Genomic DNA, 14,490 nt, shown 5'->3' on the forward strand with positions numbered 1-14,490 from the left:
CAGGCAGCAAAGCCCAGATCGGCTACAAACGCCGTCCTGGCAAGTGAAGTGGTCTTGCTTTTCAGGACAGGCTTTCAGCTTGTTTAAGCTGCATCAGCTTTCTGTTCATGCCGCTTTTCGTGTTCCCGTTTTGCTGAAATATGCTGTGTCCGGCCTGCGCTTATCAAGAGCGGTACAAGGCCGCTCCGAGCTGTAGACGCCAATCCAGTTATCAATGATGCGTTTGGCTTGGAACCCGTCCATTGCCCGGCCGTGAAAGAACGGGCTCATCGCTTCAGCCTTTGTGACATCGGGAATGTGACCCTGCCTGCCAGCCCCGCCCGCCGAGGTGAACTTGCCACCGAGAATGGTACATTCCGTCACAGGTCAGACACCTCGGTGTCATCTTTGTACCGGGGCTGCATGGCCTCCACGATCCGTCGATGCGGGCGATAGACCGTCAATTTGTGGTGGATACTGGCAGGGGTGCACAGGCTCGAACTGTGGACCTACGGTTTTGGAGACCGTCGCTCTACCAACTGAGCTACACCCCTGCAGTGCGGCATGTCCTATGCCAGCAACAGCCGACTGACAAGAGGAAAAACTGTTTTTCTGGGATCGGTTTGCAAAGCTTCTTCGTGCGGGTCTTTGCGATTGCCGATGCTTGCGTTAAGAAAAGGGCAAAGGAGGACCATTCGCTTGAGCCTGAGACGCAAAATTGCAGATAGCAACGCCTTTAAAAATGCCGTCGAAGGGCTGATCACCGCCTATGTGAAATTCTGCTATCGCAGCTCCCGCTGGACCCGCAGCGGATTCGAACCGATGGAGGCACTGGTCGAATCCGGCGCGCCGGTGATCATGGTTCTGTGGCACCAACGGCTGATTATGTCGCCGTATTTGTTTGACTGCTCAAAGGGCCGCATTTGCACCCTGACCTCGGCCGCACGCGCCGGTCGTCTGGCCGGCAAGGTCCAGGAACGGATGGGATTTGACACCATCCCAATGTCCAGCCGCAAGCGCCATGTCGCCCTGTCGCGAGAGGTGCTGCGGCGCATCAAGAATGGCAGCTCGGTGGGCATTGCGGCCGACGGGCCACGCGGACCCGCGCGTGTCTCCTCTGGCGTGCCCATCATCTGGGCGCGCAGTTCAGGCTGCAGGGTCTTCACCATCAGCTTTGCCCAACGCCGCACACTCAAGCTGCCCACCTGGGATAAGCAGATGTTGCCAGTGCCGTTTTCCCGTGGCGTTCTGATGTGCGAGGAATGGCAACAGCAGGTGCCACGCAAGCCGACGCCGGAACAGGCCGAGGACCTGCGCCTCAGTCTCGAAGCGGCGCTGGACAACATCACAGACGCCAGCGATGCGGCTGTCGGCCGTCGCTGCGCACCACGCCCCTAAAGGGGCCATCAGTAGCCCGGCGCCCCCCCCATTCGCCATCATTGCCTTCTTGCATCGCAACACCCAACTAAGGGCGGCGCTTGAGCTTGGGAGGGTGCAACGCGCCTCCCTGGGGGCAGGCGCCAGGCGCGGCCTGACCTATCAGCCGGGCGAGACAGTTGCAGGTATGGCGATCTAGCCTCCCGAGAGGCCGTTGAAAAAAGATAAGGGCCGCCCAGAGGCAGCCCTTTCATAATCGTGGAAAATGGTGCGTGCGAGCACGCACCCTACACCAAATTACTCGATGATTTTTGACACCACACCAGCGCCAACGGTACGGCCGCCTTCGCGGATGGCGAAGCGCAGGCCGGTTTCCATGGCGATGGGGGCGATCAGCTCAACGTTGAACTTCAGGTTGTCGCCTGGCATTACCATTTCTGTGCCCTCGGGCAGAACAACGGTACCAGTAACGTCTGTAGTCCGGAAGTAGAACTGAGGACGGTAGTTGGCGAAGAACGGGGTGTGACGACCGCCTTCTTCCTTGTTCAGGATATAGGCCTCAGCTTCGAACTTGGTGTGTGGCAGAACCGACTTAGGCTTACACAGAACCTGACCGCGCTCAACGCCGTCCCGGTCAACACCGCGCAGCAATACGCCAACATTGTCGCCAGCCTCACCACGGTCCAGCAGCTTGCGGAACATTTCAACACCGGTACAGGTGGTTTTCTTGTTGTCGCGGATGCCAACGATTTCAATTTCGTCGCCAACGTTGATGACGCCACGCTCGATACGGCCAGTCACAACAGTGCCACGACCGGAGATCGAGAACACGTCTTCCACCGGCATCAGGAACGGCTGGTCGATGGCGCGCTCAGGAGTCGGGATGTATTCGTCAACCGCAGCCATCAGCTTGCGGATCGAATCTTCGCCGATTTCATTGTCGCGGCCTTCCATGGCGGCCAGAGCCGAACCAGGGATTACCGGGATGTCGTCGCCAGGGTACTCATAGGAAGACAGCAGCTCGCGGATTTCCATTTCCACCAGTTCCAGCAGTTCTTCGTCGTCGACCTGATCGACCTTGTTCATGTAGACAACCATGTAGGGAATGCCAACCTGGCGACCCAGCAGGATGTGCTCACGAGTCTGTGGCATCGGGCCGTCAGCCGCGTTCACCACCAGGATGGCGCCATCCATCTGAGCCGCACCGGTGATCATGTTCTTGACGTAGTCGGCGTGGCCGGGGCAGTCAACGTGAGCATAGTGACGGGCGTCGGTTTCATACTCGACGTGGGCGGTCGAGATGGTGATGCCACGGGCTTTTTCTTCCGGTGCGCCGTCGATCTCGTCATAGGCTCTGAAGTCACCAAAATATTTGGTGATCGCTGCGGTCAGCGTGGTTTTGCCGTGGTCAACGTGGCCGATGGTGCCGATGTTGACGTGTGGTTTGTTACGTTCGAACTTTTCCTTAGCCATGATCTAGGCGCCCTTTTGGTATATGGGATCGGCAGTCGACCCTGTTCATTGTCGCGGGCGACATAGTGCCTTTGCGCACAGAGATCAAGCCGTTCGGAAATGAAACCTTGAGGACGGCCCGCAGGCCAGCCCTTTAGCTGGGGGCCGCCGGGTCCAGCTCAACCTCGGCCGGCTCCACCTCAGCCGCATCTGCAGCCGCGTCAAACCAGCCGCTTTCCTGATGCTGCTCCAACATCCACTCTTCGATCTGCCCCACCGCGTTGCGGGCCAGCCCGCGCAGCTGTTGTTCGCGGCTGCGGGCGTGCCCCGACCCCACCAGAAAACTATCCGCCGATGTGGTTTCAAATACGGTGAAGGTTTTCACCTCCGAGTTCAGCTTGGTCCCGGCCGCGTCATCCCAAACCGTCACATTGACCGCCAGCACCGATTTTGGACTAAGCACAATCGGAATGCCGGGAGGGGCCAGGAAAAAACCCTCGATGCTGATGCCAAAATGATAGAGCTGCGGTCCCTCATAGCGGGCGAACCGGGCGTCGACTTCGCTGGTCATCACCTCCGCCCACTCTTCTTTTGTGGCGTCGCGCGACCCGGGCACCACTTGCATTTTGGAGGCCACAACGATGTTATGCCCCAGTGAAAAGGCCCCGAGATCCTCGAGCGGTTCGTCCGGCGTTGCCGGGGTGCAGGCGGCCAGCACGGCAAATGTGGTCAAAAATGCAAGAATTCGGATCATGGGTCAGTCTCTTTTTGAAAATTCAATGCTGAACTGATAGACTGTGATCTGTGGTTGGGTAAAGCGCGACACCCCGCCGCCACCGGAGCGGCTGCCGCCGGTGGCAGAGCAGCCACAGGTCCGCCACTGAGCAGCCGCAGGTCCGTCGCTGTCATCAATCAAATTTGTAGCTGCGCGGGAAGCCATGCGGGGGGCGCTTGCCTACACCGGCGCGCTTGCCCAGCCATTGGCTCAGATCCTGTTCATGGCGGGTTTTGCCGCCGCCCATTTCCCAGCTCAGTCCGGCATCCCAGTTGAATGTGGTGATATCGCTGAGGCCGCCATCCAGTTCCAGCGCACCCTGCTTGCCACGCGCCATTTGGTACTTCTGCAGTCGCACGCCCTTGCCACGGGTCAGGTCGGGCATTTCTTCGACCGAGAACACCAGGAACTTGCCGTTTTCAGACACCACCGCAACGTGATCACCGACCACCGGCACACAGATCTTGGCGCGGTCGTCGCCTTTGACATTCAGCACCTGTTTGCCACTGCGGGTCTGGGCGACGATCTCTTTTTCGGCACAGATAAAGCCATTGCCAGCCATCGAGGCCACCAGCAATCTGCCCTCGGGGTGGTGAATGAACAGATCGACGATTTCAACTTCGTTGGGCAGGTCCACGATCAGCCGCAGGGGTTCGCCCATGCCACGTCCACCGGGCAGATTGGCGGCGCTGATCGTATAGAACCGGCCATTGCTGCCAAAGGCCAGCAGCCGGTCAGTGGTTTCCGCGTGGAAAACAAACCGGGGGCCATCGCCATCCTTGAACTTCAGCTCGCGGGTCAGGTCGATATGGCCGGTCATCGCCCGGATCCAGCCCATCTGGCTGCACACCACGGTGATCGGCTCGCGGTCGATCATCGCCTCCAGCGGCACCTCCTCGACCTCACCGGCCTCGGCAAATTTGGTCCGGCGGGCGCCGCCAGCATAGGTCTTGCCGAACTTTTTCTTGGTCTCTTTCAACTGTGCGGAGATAGTCTTCCATTGCAAGTCGTCCGAGGCCAGCAGTTCCACCAGCCCGGCCCGCTCGTCGCGCAACTCATCACGTTCCCGGACCAGTTCGATTTCTTCCAAACGGCGCAGGGAGCGCAACCGCATGTTCAGGATGGCCTCGGCCTGCACCTCGGTCAGCTCGCCCGGACCTGCAACCGGCGAGACATAATCAGCCTCGACCAGCACCCGTGGATGGTCGCGATCCCAGTCTTCGCGCATCAGCGCCGCCTTGGGGTCGTCGTCGTAGCGGATAATTTCAATCACCCGGTCCAGATTGAGGAAGGCGATGATAAAGCCGGCCAGCACCTCAAGCCGGTGGTCGATCTTTTCCATCCGGTATATTGAGCGGCGCTGCAGCACGTCGCGACGGTGATCAAGAAAGGCGCGCAGCACCTCTTTCATCGAGCAGACCTTGGGGGTGACCCCATCAATCAGCACATTCATGTTCATCGAGAACCGCACCTCGAAATCCGAATTGCGGTACATCATGTTCATCAGCACTTCGGGATCGACGTTCTTGGAGCGCGGCTCCAGCACTACCCGGATGTCCTCGGCGGATTCATCGCGGATATCGCCCAGAATCGGCACCTTCTTGGTTTGGATCAGCTCGGCGACCTTTTCGATCAGCCTGGATTTTGGCACCTGATACGGGATCTCGGTGACCACGATCTGCCACTGACCACGGCCCAGATCCTCGACCTCATATTTACAGCGCAGCCGGAACGAGCCACGGCCAGTGCGGTAGGCCTGCGCGATGTTTTCCGGCGGCTCAACGATGATGCCTCCGGTGGGGAAATCGGGGCCCGGCACATATTTCAGCAGGCTGTCGTCACCGGCCTCAGGTGTCTTGATCAGATGCAGGCAGGCGTCGATCAGCTCGGCAATGTTATGGGGCGGGATATTGGTCGCCATCCCCACCGCAATGCCCGACGACCCATTGGCCAGAATATTGGGAAAGGTGGCCGGCAGCACCACCGGTTCGGTCAGGCGGCCATCATAATTGTCGCGAAAATCCACCGCGTTCTCGGTCAGGCCTTGCAGCATCGCCTCGGCGACAAAGGTCATCCGCGCTTCGGTATAGCGCGAGGCCGCCGGGTTATCGCCGTCGATGTTGCCAAAGTTGCCCTGGCCGTCAACCAGCGGGTAGCGAACGCTAAAATCCTGCGCCAGACGCGCCATTGCATCATAGATCGCGGCATCGCCATGCGGGTGGAAATCCCCCATGGTATCGCCCGAAATCTTGGCCGACTTCAGAAAGCCACCTGTTGATGTCAGCCGCAGTCGGCTCATCGCATAGAGGATTCTGCGGTGCACCGGCTTCAGACCATCGCGCGCATCCGGCAAGGCCCGGTGCATAATCGTGCTGAGCGCATAGGTCAGATAGCGCTCGCCAATGGCGCGGCGCAGCGGTTCCAGGATCTCGCCTCCATCAGGAGAAGAGGGCAAGTCGGTGGGGTCTACCAGATCGGTCATGCAACGGTGATACTTGGCCGGTGGATGTTGGTAAAGCGGCTGCGGCAAAATTCCTTTGGTCTGGGGCCTTCCCCGTCCGGGTGACCTTGGGGAGCCCCCCACCCGGGCATTCCGCACCGGGGGAGAATTTCGCCAACTCTCCCCTGTTTCCAAGCAATCAATCTGCGCTACGTTACACCCCAGTCGGCACTCTGCTGGCGAGTTTCATTTTTGCTTTGTTGCCGTAAAAACACGTTCCGGAGGGTTAGGTGTCATGTCGCGTTTTGTGATGGTTTCTTTCTTGTTCATGGGCTGGACCTTCTACGAGCTGAGCGGCGGCGCCGGTTTTTCACCCCCCATAAGACCCGAGCCCATCGCCATCGCCACGGCCACGGCCAAGCGGCAGCCGATTCGCGATCAGCACGTGACGGCGGCGTCGCTGGTTACCAAGCCGGTCATTCAACCCAGACAACCGGCCACCCTGCGCCGCAGCACCGCAATTGCTGCCAGCCAGCCTGCGCGACCTGCGGCGGATCCCGAACAGCGATCCAGAGTCGCATTGGCACAGATCGCCGCGCTGGGTGAGACGTCATTTGGCTTTGGGCTGACTGGGGCTGGGACTGAGGCTGGGACTGGGCCAGCCCCCCCAACCGACGACAGCGCAGTCCAGCTGGCCTCGCTGTCCGGCGGGCTGGCGCCGCTGGCCAGCAGTCAGGTACTCTCGGATGTTCAGGTCAATCGATCGCTGCCGCGGGACCCGGTCCCAGATTTGCGTCAGGTCACCGCCAGTCGCGTCAACATGCGCGGCGGCCCCGGCACTCTTTATCCGGTGGTGACCAAATTGAACCGGGATACGGCTGTTGAAGTTCTGAAAGACAGCGGCACCGGCTGGCTGCACCTGCGAGTGGTCGAAGATGATCAGACCGGTTGGATTGCCGCTTCCCTGATCAGCAAGAAACGCCCATAAACAAGGCTGAGTTATTCCGGTTTTGTTCAGGTAAAGAGACGTTGATGCAAAAGACCATTCTGATTACAGGCTGTTCCTCGGGGATTGGTCTGGACGCTGCGCGCGGCATGCGGGCGCGTGGCTGGACCGTGTTTGCCTCGTGCCGCCAGCAGCGCGATTGCGACCGGATGCGCGCCGAGGGCTTTGAAAGCCCGCTTATTGACTACACCCAACCCGACACCATCACCGCAGGCCTGCAACAGGTTCTCGCCGCAACCGGCGGCACCCTTGATGCGCTGTTCAACAACGGCGCACACGGGCTGCCCGGCGCGGTCGAAGACCTGCCAACCGAGGCGTTGCGGGTGATATTCGAGGCCAATTTCTTTGGCTGGCATGAGCTGACTCGCCAGGTGATCCCGGTGATGCGGGCCCAGGGCCACGGCCGCATTGTGCAGAATTCGTCAATCCTGGGGCTGGTCGCCTTTCCGTGGCGCGGCGCCTATGTCGCCACCAAATATGCCATCGAGGGTCTGACCGATACCATGCGGGTCGAACTGCGCGGCACTGGTATCCATGTGGTGCTGATCGAACCCGGCCCGGTGACATCAAAGATCCGGGTCAATTCAATCCCGCATTTTGAACGGTTTATCGATTGGAAAAACTCGGCCCTGCGTGAGCTGTATGAAAGCAGCCTGCTGAAACGGTTATACCAAAGCACGGGGCCTGATACCTTTGAGCTGCCCGCCTCGGCCGTGACCAAAAAGCTGATCCATGCCTGCGAATCGCGCCGCCCAAACCCGCGATATTATGTCACCACGCCGACCCACATCGGCGGCATTCTAAAGCGCATCCTGACCACCCGGGCCACCGATCGCATTCTGGCAAAGCTGCGCTAAAAACCGGGAGCGTTTTCAAGGTCGCTTTCTCAGTGCACGCGCGCTAGACCAAAGCTAAGAATTTCACAGATCACGAGGGCGTCATGGCTGATTCACTTTTCTATCTGGTTGTTGCAGCAATGGCTGCCGTGGTTGTGGCACTGGTCATCGGCATCGCAGGCTACGGCAAGGGCGGCGAATTCAACAAGAAACACGGCAACAAGATGATGCGGCTGCGGCTGCTGTTTCAGTTTATTGCCGTACTGCTGATCCTTGCCTACGTCTATTTGCGGAACCAGGGAGGCCAGTAACATGGTTGTTCTGAACAAGATCTACACCCGCACCGGCGACAAGGGCGACACCGCGCTTGGCAATGGCAAACGCGTCGCCAAACATGCCGCCCGCGTCAATGCCTATGGCACCTCGGACGAGCTGAACGCCTTTGTCGGAGTGGCCCGTCAGGACGCCCATGAAGATATGGATGCGGCACTGGCACGCATTCAGAACGACCTGTTCGATCTTGGCGCCGATCTGTGCCGCCCGGATATGGAGCAGGATGCCACGGCCGAATATCCGCCGCTGCGCATGGCGGCGTCCCAGGTTGACCGGCTAGAGGCCGAAATTGACGGAATGAACAAGGACCTGTCACCGCTGCGCAGCTTTGTGCTGCCGGGCGGATCCGCCCTGTCCGCCCATCTGCACGTCTGCCGCACCGTGGCGCGACGCGCCGAGCGTCTGACCACCGATCTCGCCAGTAGCGAAGAGGTCAATCCAGCTGCCGTGAAATACCTTAACCGGCTATCGGATTGGTTCTTTGTTGCGGCCCGTGTGGCCAACAACAATGGATCTGACGATGTGCTTTGGGTGCCGGGCGCCAACCGCTGATCCCCTTTTGCGAAACCACCAGGTGAATTCGAATCATCTGGCTTGCGTCGCTCACGGAATCATCCGGTCGCTGATGTCTGCGGCTGGAGGTGAGTATCTGGGGGACAGACAGTTTTGCATCGGAAACATTCTTGCAAAGATACGCCTGCAAATGATCAAACGCGACGTCGGCGTGTACTGATGTGACGATTTTGCCCTGTTGCAGTCGCGAACCAGTCGGTATCAACGCAGCGAGAGCATAGAGGGGGAGTCGCTTGAACGGCTCGCCGTTTGTTAAGGAGATACGCAAATGAAGGTACTTGTGCCTGTCAAACGCGTGATTGATTACAACGTGAAAGTTCGTGTGAAAGCGGACGGAAGCGGTGTCGATCTCGCCAATGTCAAAATGTCGATGAACCCCTTTGACGAGATTGCCGTCGAAGAGGCGATCCGGCTGAAAGAGGCCGGCAAGGCTGACGAGATCATCGCGGTCTCGATCGGTGTCAAGCAGGCGCAGGAAACCCTGCGCACGGCTCTGGCGATGGGTGCCGACCGCGCCATTCTGGTGGTCGCTGCCGACGATGTGCAGACCGACATCGAGCCGCTGGCGGTTGCCAAGATCCTGGCCAAGATTGTCGAAGAAGAGCAGCCCGGTCTGGTTCTTTGTGGCAAGCAGGCGATCGACAACGACATGAATGCCACCGGCCAGATGCTGTCGGCGCTGCTGGGCTGGTCCCAGGGCACCTTTGCCTCGGAGCTGGACATCGACGGCGACGCGGCGGTGGTCACCCGCGAAGTGGACGGCGGTTTGCAGACCCTCAAGGTGACGATGCCCGCCATCATTACCGTTGACCTGCGCCTGAACGAGCCGCGTTACGCGAGCCTTCCCAATATCATGAAGGCCAAGCGCAAGCCGCTGGATGCCAAAACCGCCGAAGATTACGGCGTTGATGTCACCCCGCGCCTGGAAATTTTGTCGACCATTGAGCCCGATACCCGCGCTGCTGGTATCATAGTGGCTTCGGTTGACGAGCTGATCGAGAAACTCAAAGAAGCGGGGGCTGTGTAATGGCTGTTCTTCTCCTTGCTGAAGTGACCGACGGCGCGCTGGCGCTGGATGCCACTGCAAAAGCGGTTACCGCTGCGGGATCCTTAGGCGATATCACCGTGCTCTGCGCCGGTGCTGCCGCCGCTGACGCCGCTGCTGACGCCGCCAAAATCGCTGGCGTTGCCCGCGTTCTGGTGGCCGAAGATGCCTCGCTGGGTCACCGCTTGGCGGAACCCACTGCAGCGCTGATCGCCAGCCTGACGGGTGACTACGAGCACATCGTCGCCCCGGCCACTACGGATGCCAAAAACGTGCTGCCGCGCGTCGCGGCCCTGCTGGACGTTATGGTGATCTCTGATGTATCCGGCGTTGTCGATGGCAACACCTTTGAGCGTCCGATCTATGCGGGCAACGCTATCCAGACCGTCAAATCGAAGGACGCAACCAAGGTTATTTCCTTCCGGACCTCGACCTTTGACGCGGCTGGCGATGGTGGCTCGGCCTCGGTTGAGACCATCAGTGCGGTGACCGATCCCGGCCTGTCGTCCTGGGTCGAAGACAAGGTTGCAGCCAGTGATCGCCCCGAGCTGACTTCGGCTGGTGTGGTTGTCTCTGGTGGTCGCGGTGTTGGCTCCGAAGAGGACTTCAAACTGATCGAGGCGCTGGCAGACAAGCTGGGCGCGGCCGTGGGAGCCTCGCGTGCTGCGGTTGATTCGGGCTATGCCCCGAACGACTGGCAGGTGGGCCAGACCGGTAAGGTCGTGGCCCCGGATCTATATGTCGCAGTTGGCATCTCAGGCGCCATTCAGCACTTGGCCGGCATGAAGGACAGCAAGATCATCGTGGCCATCAACAAAGACGAAGAGGCGCCGATTTTCCAGGTTGCTGATTTTGGCCTGGTCGCCGATCTGTTCCAGGCGGTGCCGGAACTGACTGAAAAGCTGGGCTAACCCCCCGCGGTGCGTGCCAGCACGCACCCTACACAGATAGCAAAAGGCCCGCCGATCACCGGCGGGCCTTTTGTCTGTAACGCGGCCCGTTGTCAGTCGGCAGCCAGCACCCTGCGCAGCCCCTCGGCAGCGGCGTTGGCGATGCGCATATGCTCCATCGGGCCGATCATATGGCTGGCAGCGGGCAGATCCATCTCGCCCAGCACCATCCCATCAACGTCATTTGCAACCGCCGCAGTCTGCACCGGCAGCTCAATCACCGCCTGCACCCGGGGCCGCAGGGCGTCAATCATCGTGGAGTCCACCAGCGGCGGCTCAGGACCCAGAGGGCTGCTGCCCTCGGCGCCTTTGTCCAGTTCATAGCGCAGCCACAACAGCACAACCCGCCCGTCCAGATCGTCGATCATCAGGCTCATCCGCGCCACCCAAGCGGCCTCCAGCTCAGCCCGCACGGCCCCAAAACGATCGGTGGAACAGGCCTCCAGCCCGGTCAGCAAATGCTTGTTGAAATGGAACTCGGTAAAATCCACCTCGCTGTACAACGAGGACAGCGCGTCGCTGGCCTGCAAAAACCGGTCATTGCGCCGGGGATGCACCCGGTACAGCCTGTTTGAGATATTCTGCGCCCCCAGCACCTGCAGCACCGTCAGATCAGCGCCGCGGGCCACCTGCTTCAGATCGTCGTCCCGCACAAAGCTGTCCAGGCCGGCGTTAATACTGCCAAGGTTGACACAGGGCCGCCCCAGCGTCTCTTCGAGCCGGGAAACAAAGGGGCGCACCACAAATCGCCCGTAGACCTCGGTCCCGCCCATAAAGGCCAGATACGGCGCGTTGAGGTCCCGGCGGGGGCCTCGCACCAGTAGTTTTGATTTGCCATATCGGCATGGCTCGTCCGAAAGCGCTGACGCGCCGGTCAGTTCATAACTCATAATTCCCACCAACTATTCACCCAAGACCCACTGTGACGAGAGACTCTTGCCAAAATGCTAATGTTAAAAATCGCTTAAATAATTGTTTAAATGCGGTGCGATCCCACTTGAACCTGCCACAACCCAATCGCTAATATCGCGCCGCAGGCAACCCGAAAGGCCCAAGTCATGATCATCCAAAAAATCGGCATCATCGGAGCAGGACAGATGGGCAACGGTATTGCCCATGTGATGGCGCTGGCGGACTATGATGTTGTTCTGAATGACGTTAACCAGCAGGCCCTCGACGATGCCATTGCAGCCATTGAGAAAAATATGGCCCGTCAGGTCAGCAAAGGCAAAATTGAGGCCGCGTCAATGGCCGCCGCAATGGCCCGGATCACCCCGACATTAACCCTGGCCGACGTCGGCGCGACCGATCTGGTGATCGAAGCCGCCACCGAACGGGAAACCATAAAACAGGCCATTTTCGATGCGTTGCTGCCACATTTGCAGCCCCATACCATCCTGACCTCGAACACCTCGTCGATCTCCATCACCCGACTGGCGTCGCGCACCGACAGGCCAGAGCGGTTCATGGGCTTCCACTTCATGAACCCGGTGCCGGTGATGCAGCTGGTCGAACTGATTCGCGGCATCGCCACCGATAAAGAAACCTACGCGGCCTGCCACGGCGTGGTCGAGCGGCTGGGCAAGACCGCCGCCAGCGCCGAAGACTTCCCCGCCTTCATCGTCAACCGCATCCTGATGCCGATGATCAACGAGGCGGTCTATACGCTCTACGAGGGTGTTGGCTCGGTGAAGTCGATTGACCTGTCGTTGAAACTGGGCGCCAATCACCCAATGGGGCCGCTGGAACTGGCGGACTTCATTGGTCTGGACACCTGCCTGGCGATCATGAACGTGCTGCATGACGGGCTTGCCGATACCAAATACCGGCCTTGCCCGCTGCTGACCAAATATGTCGAGGCCGGCTGGCTTGGCCGTAAAACCCAACGCGGGTTCTACGACTATCGCGGCGAGACCCCGGTTCCGACCCGCTGACCCTGGCGCTGCCATCCCTTTGTGTCTCTGGGCGCAGAAGACGTGCGACTGAAACAGCGCGTCACGTGAAAAGTCCCTATCTTCACGTGACGCCGCGGCCAAATCTAAGGCAAACTCGCCTGCGCGCCGCAGACGCACATTTCTTACAAGACCTGGTCTTACAAGTTCTGGGTTTAGCTCTTGTCACCCAGCGCCAGTGTGTGTTGCCGCAGCCAGGCCATGAAGCCGCGCGGGTCACTTTTCAATTGTTCCATCTGCGCGTCGCTCACAACTGCGCCAATGACCGGGGATAGTGGGCGATTGCACGACCGCACAATTTCATGCAGCAGCAGCCCCTGGCGCAGCACCGCTGAGATCTTGTTGGCAATCTGATAGGCCCGTGAATTGCTACCGGGGAAATATAGCGGCACAACTTTTGCACCCGACCGGCGGATCATCTGTGCGGTGAACACATTCCACTCGGCCTCCTGCGCCGGGCCAAACCAGGTCTCTGACGCCATCACCACCCCCGAAGGGAACAGGGTAACAACGCCGCCCTCTTTCAGATGCGCCATCGCCTTGGCCCGCATTTCCACCATCTTGCGCTGCGCCTCGGGGTCGTCCGGGAACGGCACCGGAATCATGAACGAGGTGGCCGCTTCGTCCAGCCCCGTCAGCACCGAGCGGGTCAGGATGCGGTAATCCTGACGCACCCGCCCAACCAGTTCAGCAATCACCATGCCGTCGACCATGCCGTGGGGATGATTTGCGACAACCACAACAGGCCCTGTGGTGGGGATGTTCTGCAACTGCTCGGCTGGGGTTTTCAGCTCGATCCCCATAATCTCCAAGGCGCCGCTCCAGAATTTCTGGCCCCGGAACTCGGCATTGTGTTTTTCAAACTTGCTGACCATGCGCAGGATTGTGAATTTGCCGGTGGCCCATTCGATGGCCCGGATCGCAAATGAGGTCCAGGGGTCGTCAAATGAATTGGCATAGGTCAGCGCCCGGCGGTTATAGATCTCGCCGTCCTGCTCTCCCGCCTGCGGGATGCGGTTGTCGTCCCTGTTCTGAGTGGTATCCGCCACAGCGCACTTCCTGTCTTCTCAAATGCGGGTCCGGCTCAAAAGCCTTCGCCAAACCTATCCGCCACCAATGTTTCCAGAGCCTGCGCCAATGCGTCACTGTCCGGGCCCGAGGTTTCGACGTCAATAGTCGTTCCCATTGAGGCTGCCAACATCAAAAGTCCCATAATGCTATCGCCCGAGGCCGACAATCCATCGCGTGAAACCTCGGCCGAGGCGTCAAAGCCTTCGACCACTTCGACCAGCCGGGCCGAGGCCCGGGCATGCAGCCCTTTTTGATTCACAATTTTGAGTGTTTTTTGCGTCATCGAAATCGATTACTCCGCCTCGGGGCTGATGTTCTGCGAATTGATATATTTCTTACCAGCTTCCATGGCCTGACGGACAGCATCAGCAACTGGCAGGTGGCGGGTTTTTGCCAACTTAATGAGCAAAGGCAGGTTGGCACCGTATAGAATACGACGGTTGGACGGGGCGCAGGCCTGCAGGCTCAGGTTCGACGGCGAGCCGCCAAACAGATCGGTGACCACCACAACGCCGGACCCGCTGTCCACCGCGTTGGCAGCAGTACAGATCTCTCTTTGCTTGGTGTCCCGGTCATCCTCTGGGCTGATGGATATCGCCCTCAGAGACGGCAGTTCACCGACAACATGCTCCACAGCGGCCACGTATTCCCTGGCAAGTCCACCATGTGCGACAATCACAATCCCGATCAATCCGGCCTCT

Annotated in this window: 15 protein-coding genes and 1 tRNA gene; 8 read left to right on the forward strand and 8 right to left on the reverse strand. The window is 59.6% G+C overall.

Translation table 11 applies throughout. The features are described 5' to 3' along the window. Positions 1 to 457: 457 nt before the first annotated feature. Positions 458 to 533: transfer RNA gene (locus QPJ95_RS05885), tRNA-Trp, on the reverse strand. A gap of 145 nt (positions 534 to 678) precedes the next feature. Between QPJ95_RS05885 and QPJ95_RS05890 the strand changes: the two genes are divergently transcribed. Beyond that, complete coding sequence (locus tag QPJ95_RS05890) at positions 679 to 1,377, forward strand: lysophospholipid acyltransferase family protein (protein ID WP_270919390.1); 699 nt, start codon at positions 679 to 681, stop codon at positions 1,375 to 1,377. A 276-nt stretch (positions 1,378 to 1,653) separates the two neighbouring features. On the opposite strand, the gene tuf is transcribed toward QPJ95_RS05890, so the two are convergent. From tuf to parC, 3 genes are all read right to left on the reverse strand, one after another. Beyond that, a complete protein-coding gene (tuf, locus tag QPJ95_RS05895) occupies positions 1,654 to 2,829 on the reverse strand; it encodes an elongation factor Tu (protein ID WP_286018247.1) in 1,176 nt (391 codons plus the stop codon). Between the two features lie 133 nt (positions 2,830 to 2,962). Continuing rightward, positions 2,963 to 3,562, reverse strand: coding sequence for a hypothetical protein (locus QPJ95_RS05900; protein WP_270917819.1), 600 nt, complete (start codon positions 3,560 to 3,562; stop codon positions 2,963 to 2,965). 154 nt (positions 3,563 to 3,716) lie between these two features. Then, positions 3,717 to 6,065, reverse strand: coding sequence for a DNA topoisomerase IV subunit A (gene parC / locus QPJ95_RS05905; protein ID WP_270917818.1), 2,349 nt, complete (start codon positions 6,063 to 6,065; stop codon positions 3,717 to 3,719). A gap of 253 nt (positions 6,066 to 6,318) precedes the next feature. Between parC and QPJ95_RS05910 the strand changes: the two genes are divergently transcribed. The 6 genes from QPJ95_RS05910 (at position 6,319) to QPJ95_RS05935 (ending at position 10,727) form a co-directional block, all read left to right on the forward strand. After that, positions 6,319 to 7,011: an SH3 domain-containing protein gene (locus QPJ95_RS05910; protein WP_270917817.1), complete on the forward strand. Its 693-nt coding sequence runs from the start codon at positions 6,319 to 6,321 to the stop codon at positions 7,009 to 7,011. Between the two features lie 44 nt (positions 7,012 to 7,055). After that, complete coding sequence (locus QPJ95_RS05915) at positions 7,056 to 7,886, forward strand: SDR family NAD(P)-dependent oxidoreductase (protein ID WP_270917816.1); 831 nt, start codon at positions 7,056 to 7,058, stop codon at positions 7,884 to 7,886. 83 nt (positions 7,887 to 7,969) lie between these two features. Next, complete coding sequence (locus QPJ95_RS05920; protein WP_270917815.1) at positions 7,970 to 8,176, forward strand: twin transmembrane helix small protein; 207 nt, start codon at positions 7,970 to 7,972, stop codon at positions 8,174 to 8,176. A gap of 1 nt (position 8,177) precedes the next feature. Beyond that, positions 8,178 to 8,750 carry a cob(I)yrinic acid a,c-diamide adenosyltransferase gene (locus QPJ95_RS05925; RefSeq protein WP_270917814.1) on the forward strand — a complete coding sequence of 191 codons (573 nt, stop codon included), beginning with the start codon at positions 8,178 to 8,180 and terminating at the stop codon, positions 8,748 to 8,750. A gap of 289 nt (positions 8,751 to 9,039) precedes the next feature. Next, complete coding sequence (locus QPJ95_RS05930) at positions 9,040 to 9,798, forward strand: electron transfer flavoprotein subunit beta/FixA family protein (protein ID WP_270917813.1); 759 nt, start codon at positions 9,040 to 9,042, stop codon at positions 9,796 to 9,798. Beyond that, positions 9,798 to 10,727, forward strand: coding sequence for an electron transfer flavoprotein subunit alpha/FixB family protein (locus QPJ95_RS05935; RefSeq protein ID WP_270917812.1), 930 nt, complete (start codon positions 9,798 to 9,800; stop codon positions 10,725 to 10,727). Before QPJ95_RS05930 ends, QPJ95_RS05935 begins: the two co-directional genes overlap by 1 nt. Positions 10,728 to 10,819: 92 nt before the next feature. Here QPJ95_RS05935 and QPJ95_RS05940 read toward each other — a convergent pair whose 3' ends face one another. Further along, positions 10,820 to 11,656: a DUF6473 family protein gene (locus tag QPJ95_RS05940; RefSeq protein WP_270917811.1), complete on the reverse strand. Its 837-nt coding sequence runs from the start codon at positions 11,654 to 11,656 to the stop codon at positions 10,820 to 10,822. Between the two features lie 168 nt (positions 11,657 to 11,824). Between QPJ95_RS05940 and QPJ95_RS05945 the strand changes: the two genes are divergently transcribed. Further along, the gene (locus QPJ95_RS05945) at positions 11,825 to 12,700 is read left to right on the forward strand and encodes a 3-hydroxybutyryl-CoA dehydrogenase (RefSeq protein ID WP_270917810.1); all 876 of its coding nucleotides are present in this window, start codon (positions 11,825 to 11,827) and stop codon (positions 12,698 to 12,700) included. Positions 12,701 to 12,873: 173 nt separating this feature from the next. On the opposite strand, the gene QPJ95_RS05950 is transcribed toward QPJ95_RS05945, so the two are convergent. From QPJ95_RS05950 to QPJ95_RS05960, 3 genes are read right to left on the reverse strand one after another with little or no spacing between them, the layout of a single operon-like run. Then, a complete protein-coding gene (locus QPJ95_RS05950; protein ID WP_270917809.1) occupies positions 12,874 to 13,767 on the reverse strand; it encodes a lysophospholipid acyltransferase family protein in 894 nt (297 codons plus the stop codon). A gap of 35 nt (positions 13,768 to 13,802) precedes the next feature. After that, complete coding sequence (locus QPJ95_RS05955; protein ID WP_270917808.1) at positions 13,803 to 14,072, reverse strand: HPr family phosphocarrier protein; 270 nt, start codon at positions 14,070 to 14,072, stop codon at positions 13,803 to 13,805. 9 nt (positions 14,073 to 14,081) lie between these two features. After that, the gene (locus QPJ95_RS05960; RefSeq protein ID WP_270917807.1) at positions 14,082 to 14,480 is read right to left on the reverse strand and encodes a PTS sugar transporter subunit IIA; all 399 of its coding nucleotides are present in this window, start codon (positions 14,478 to 14,480) and stop codon (positions 14,082 to 14,084) included. Positions 14,481 to 14,490 lie beyond the last annotated feature (10 nt).

Origin of the sequence: Parasedimentitalea psychrophila (assembly GCF_030285785.1) — a bacterium.
In the GTDB taxonomy this organism is placed as follows: Bacteria; Pseudomonadota; Alphaproteobacteria; order Rhodobacterales; family Rhodobacteraceae; genus Parasedimentitalea; species Parasedimentitalea psychrophila.

Coding starts and splice junctions, on each gene's coding strand:
- tuf (WP_286018247.1), bottom strand. CDS start 2,829: ATGGCTAAGGAAAAGTTCGAACGTAACAAACCACACGTCAACATCGGC.
- QPJ95_RS05900 (WP_270917819.1), bottom strand. CDS start 3,562: ATGATCCGAATTCTTGCATTTTTGACCACATTTGCCGTGCTGGCCGCC.
- parC (WP_270917818.1), bottom strand. CDS start 6,065: ATGACCGATCTGGTAGACCCCACCGACTTGCCCTCTTCTCCTGATGGA.
- QPJ95_RS05910 (WP_270917817.1), top strand. CDS start 6,319: ATGTCGCGTTTTGTGATGGTTTCTTTCTTGTTCATGGGCTGGACCTTC.
- QPJ95_RS05915 (WP_270917816.1), top strand. CDS start 7,056: ATGCAAAAGACCATTCTGATTACAGGCTGTTCCTCGGGGATTGGTCTG.
- QPJ95_RS05920 (WP_270917815.1), top strand. CDS start 7,970: ATGGCTGATTCACTTTTCTATCTGGTTGTTGCAGCAATGGCTGCCGTG.
- QPJ95_RS05925 (WP_270917814.1), top strand. CDS start 8,178: ATGGTTGTTCTGAACAAGATCTACACCCGCACCGGCGACAAGGGCGAC.
- QPJ95_RS05930 (WP_270917813.1), top strand. CDS start 9,040: ATGAAGGTACTTGTGCCTGTCAAACGCGTGATTGATTACAACGTGAAA.
- QPJ95_RS05935 (WP_270917812.1), top strand. CDS start 9,798: ATGGCTGTTCTTCTCCTTGCTGAAGTGACCGACGGCGCGCTGGCGCTG.
- QPJ95_RS05940 (WP_270917811.1), bottom strand. CDS start 11,656: ATGAGTTATGAACTGACCGGCGCGTCAGCGCTTTCGGACGAGCCATGC.
- QPJ95_RS05945 (WP_270917810.1), top strand. CDS start 11,825: ATGATCATCCAAAAAATCGGCATCATCGGAGCAGGACAGATGGGCAAC.
- QPJ95_RS05955 (WP_270917808.1), bottom strand. CDS start 14,072: ATGACGCAAAAAACACTCAAAATTGTGAATCAAAAAGGGCTGCATGCC.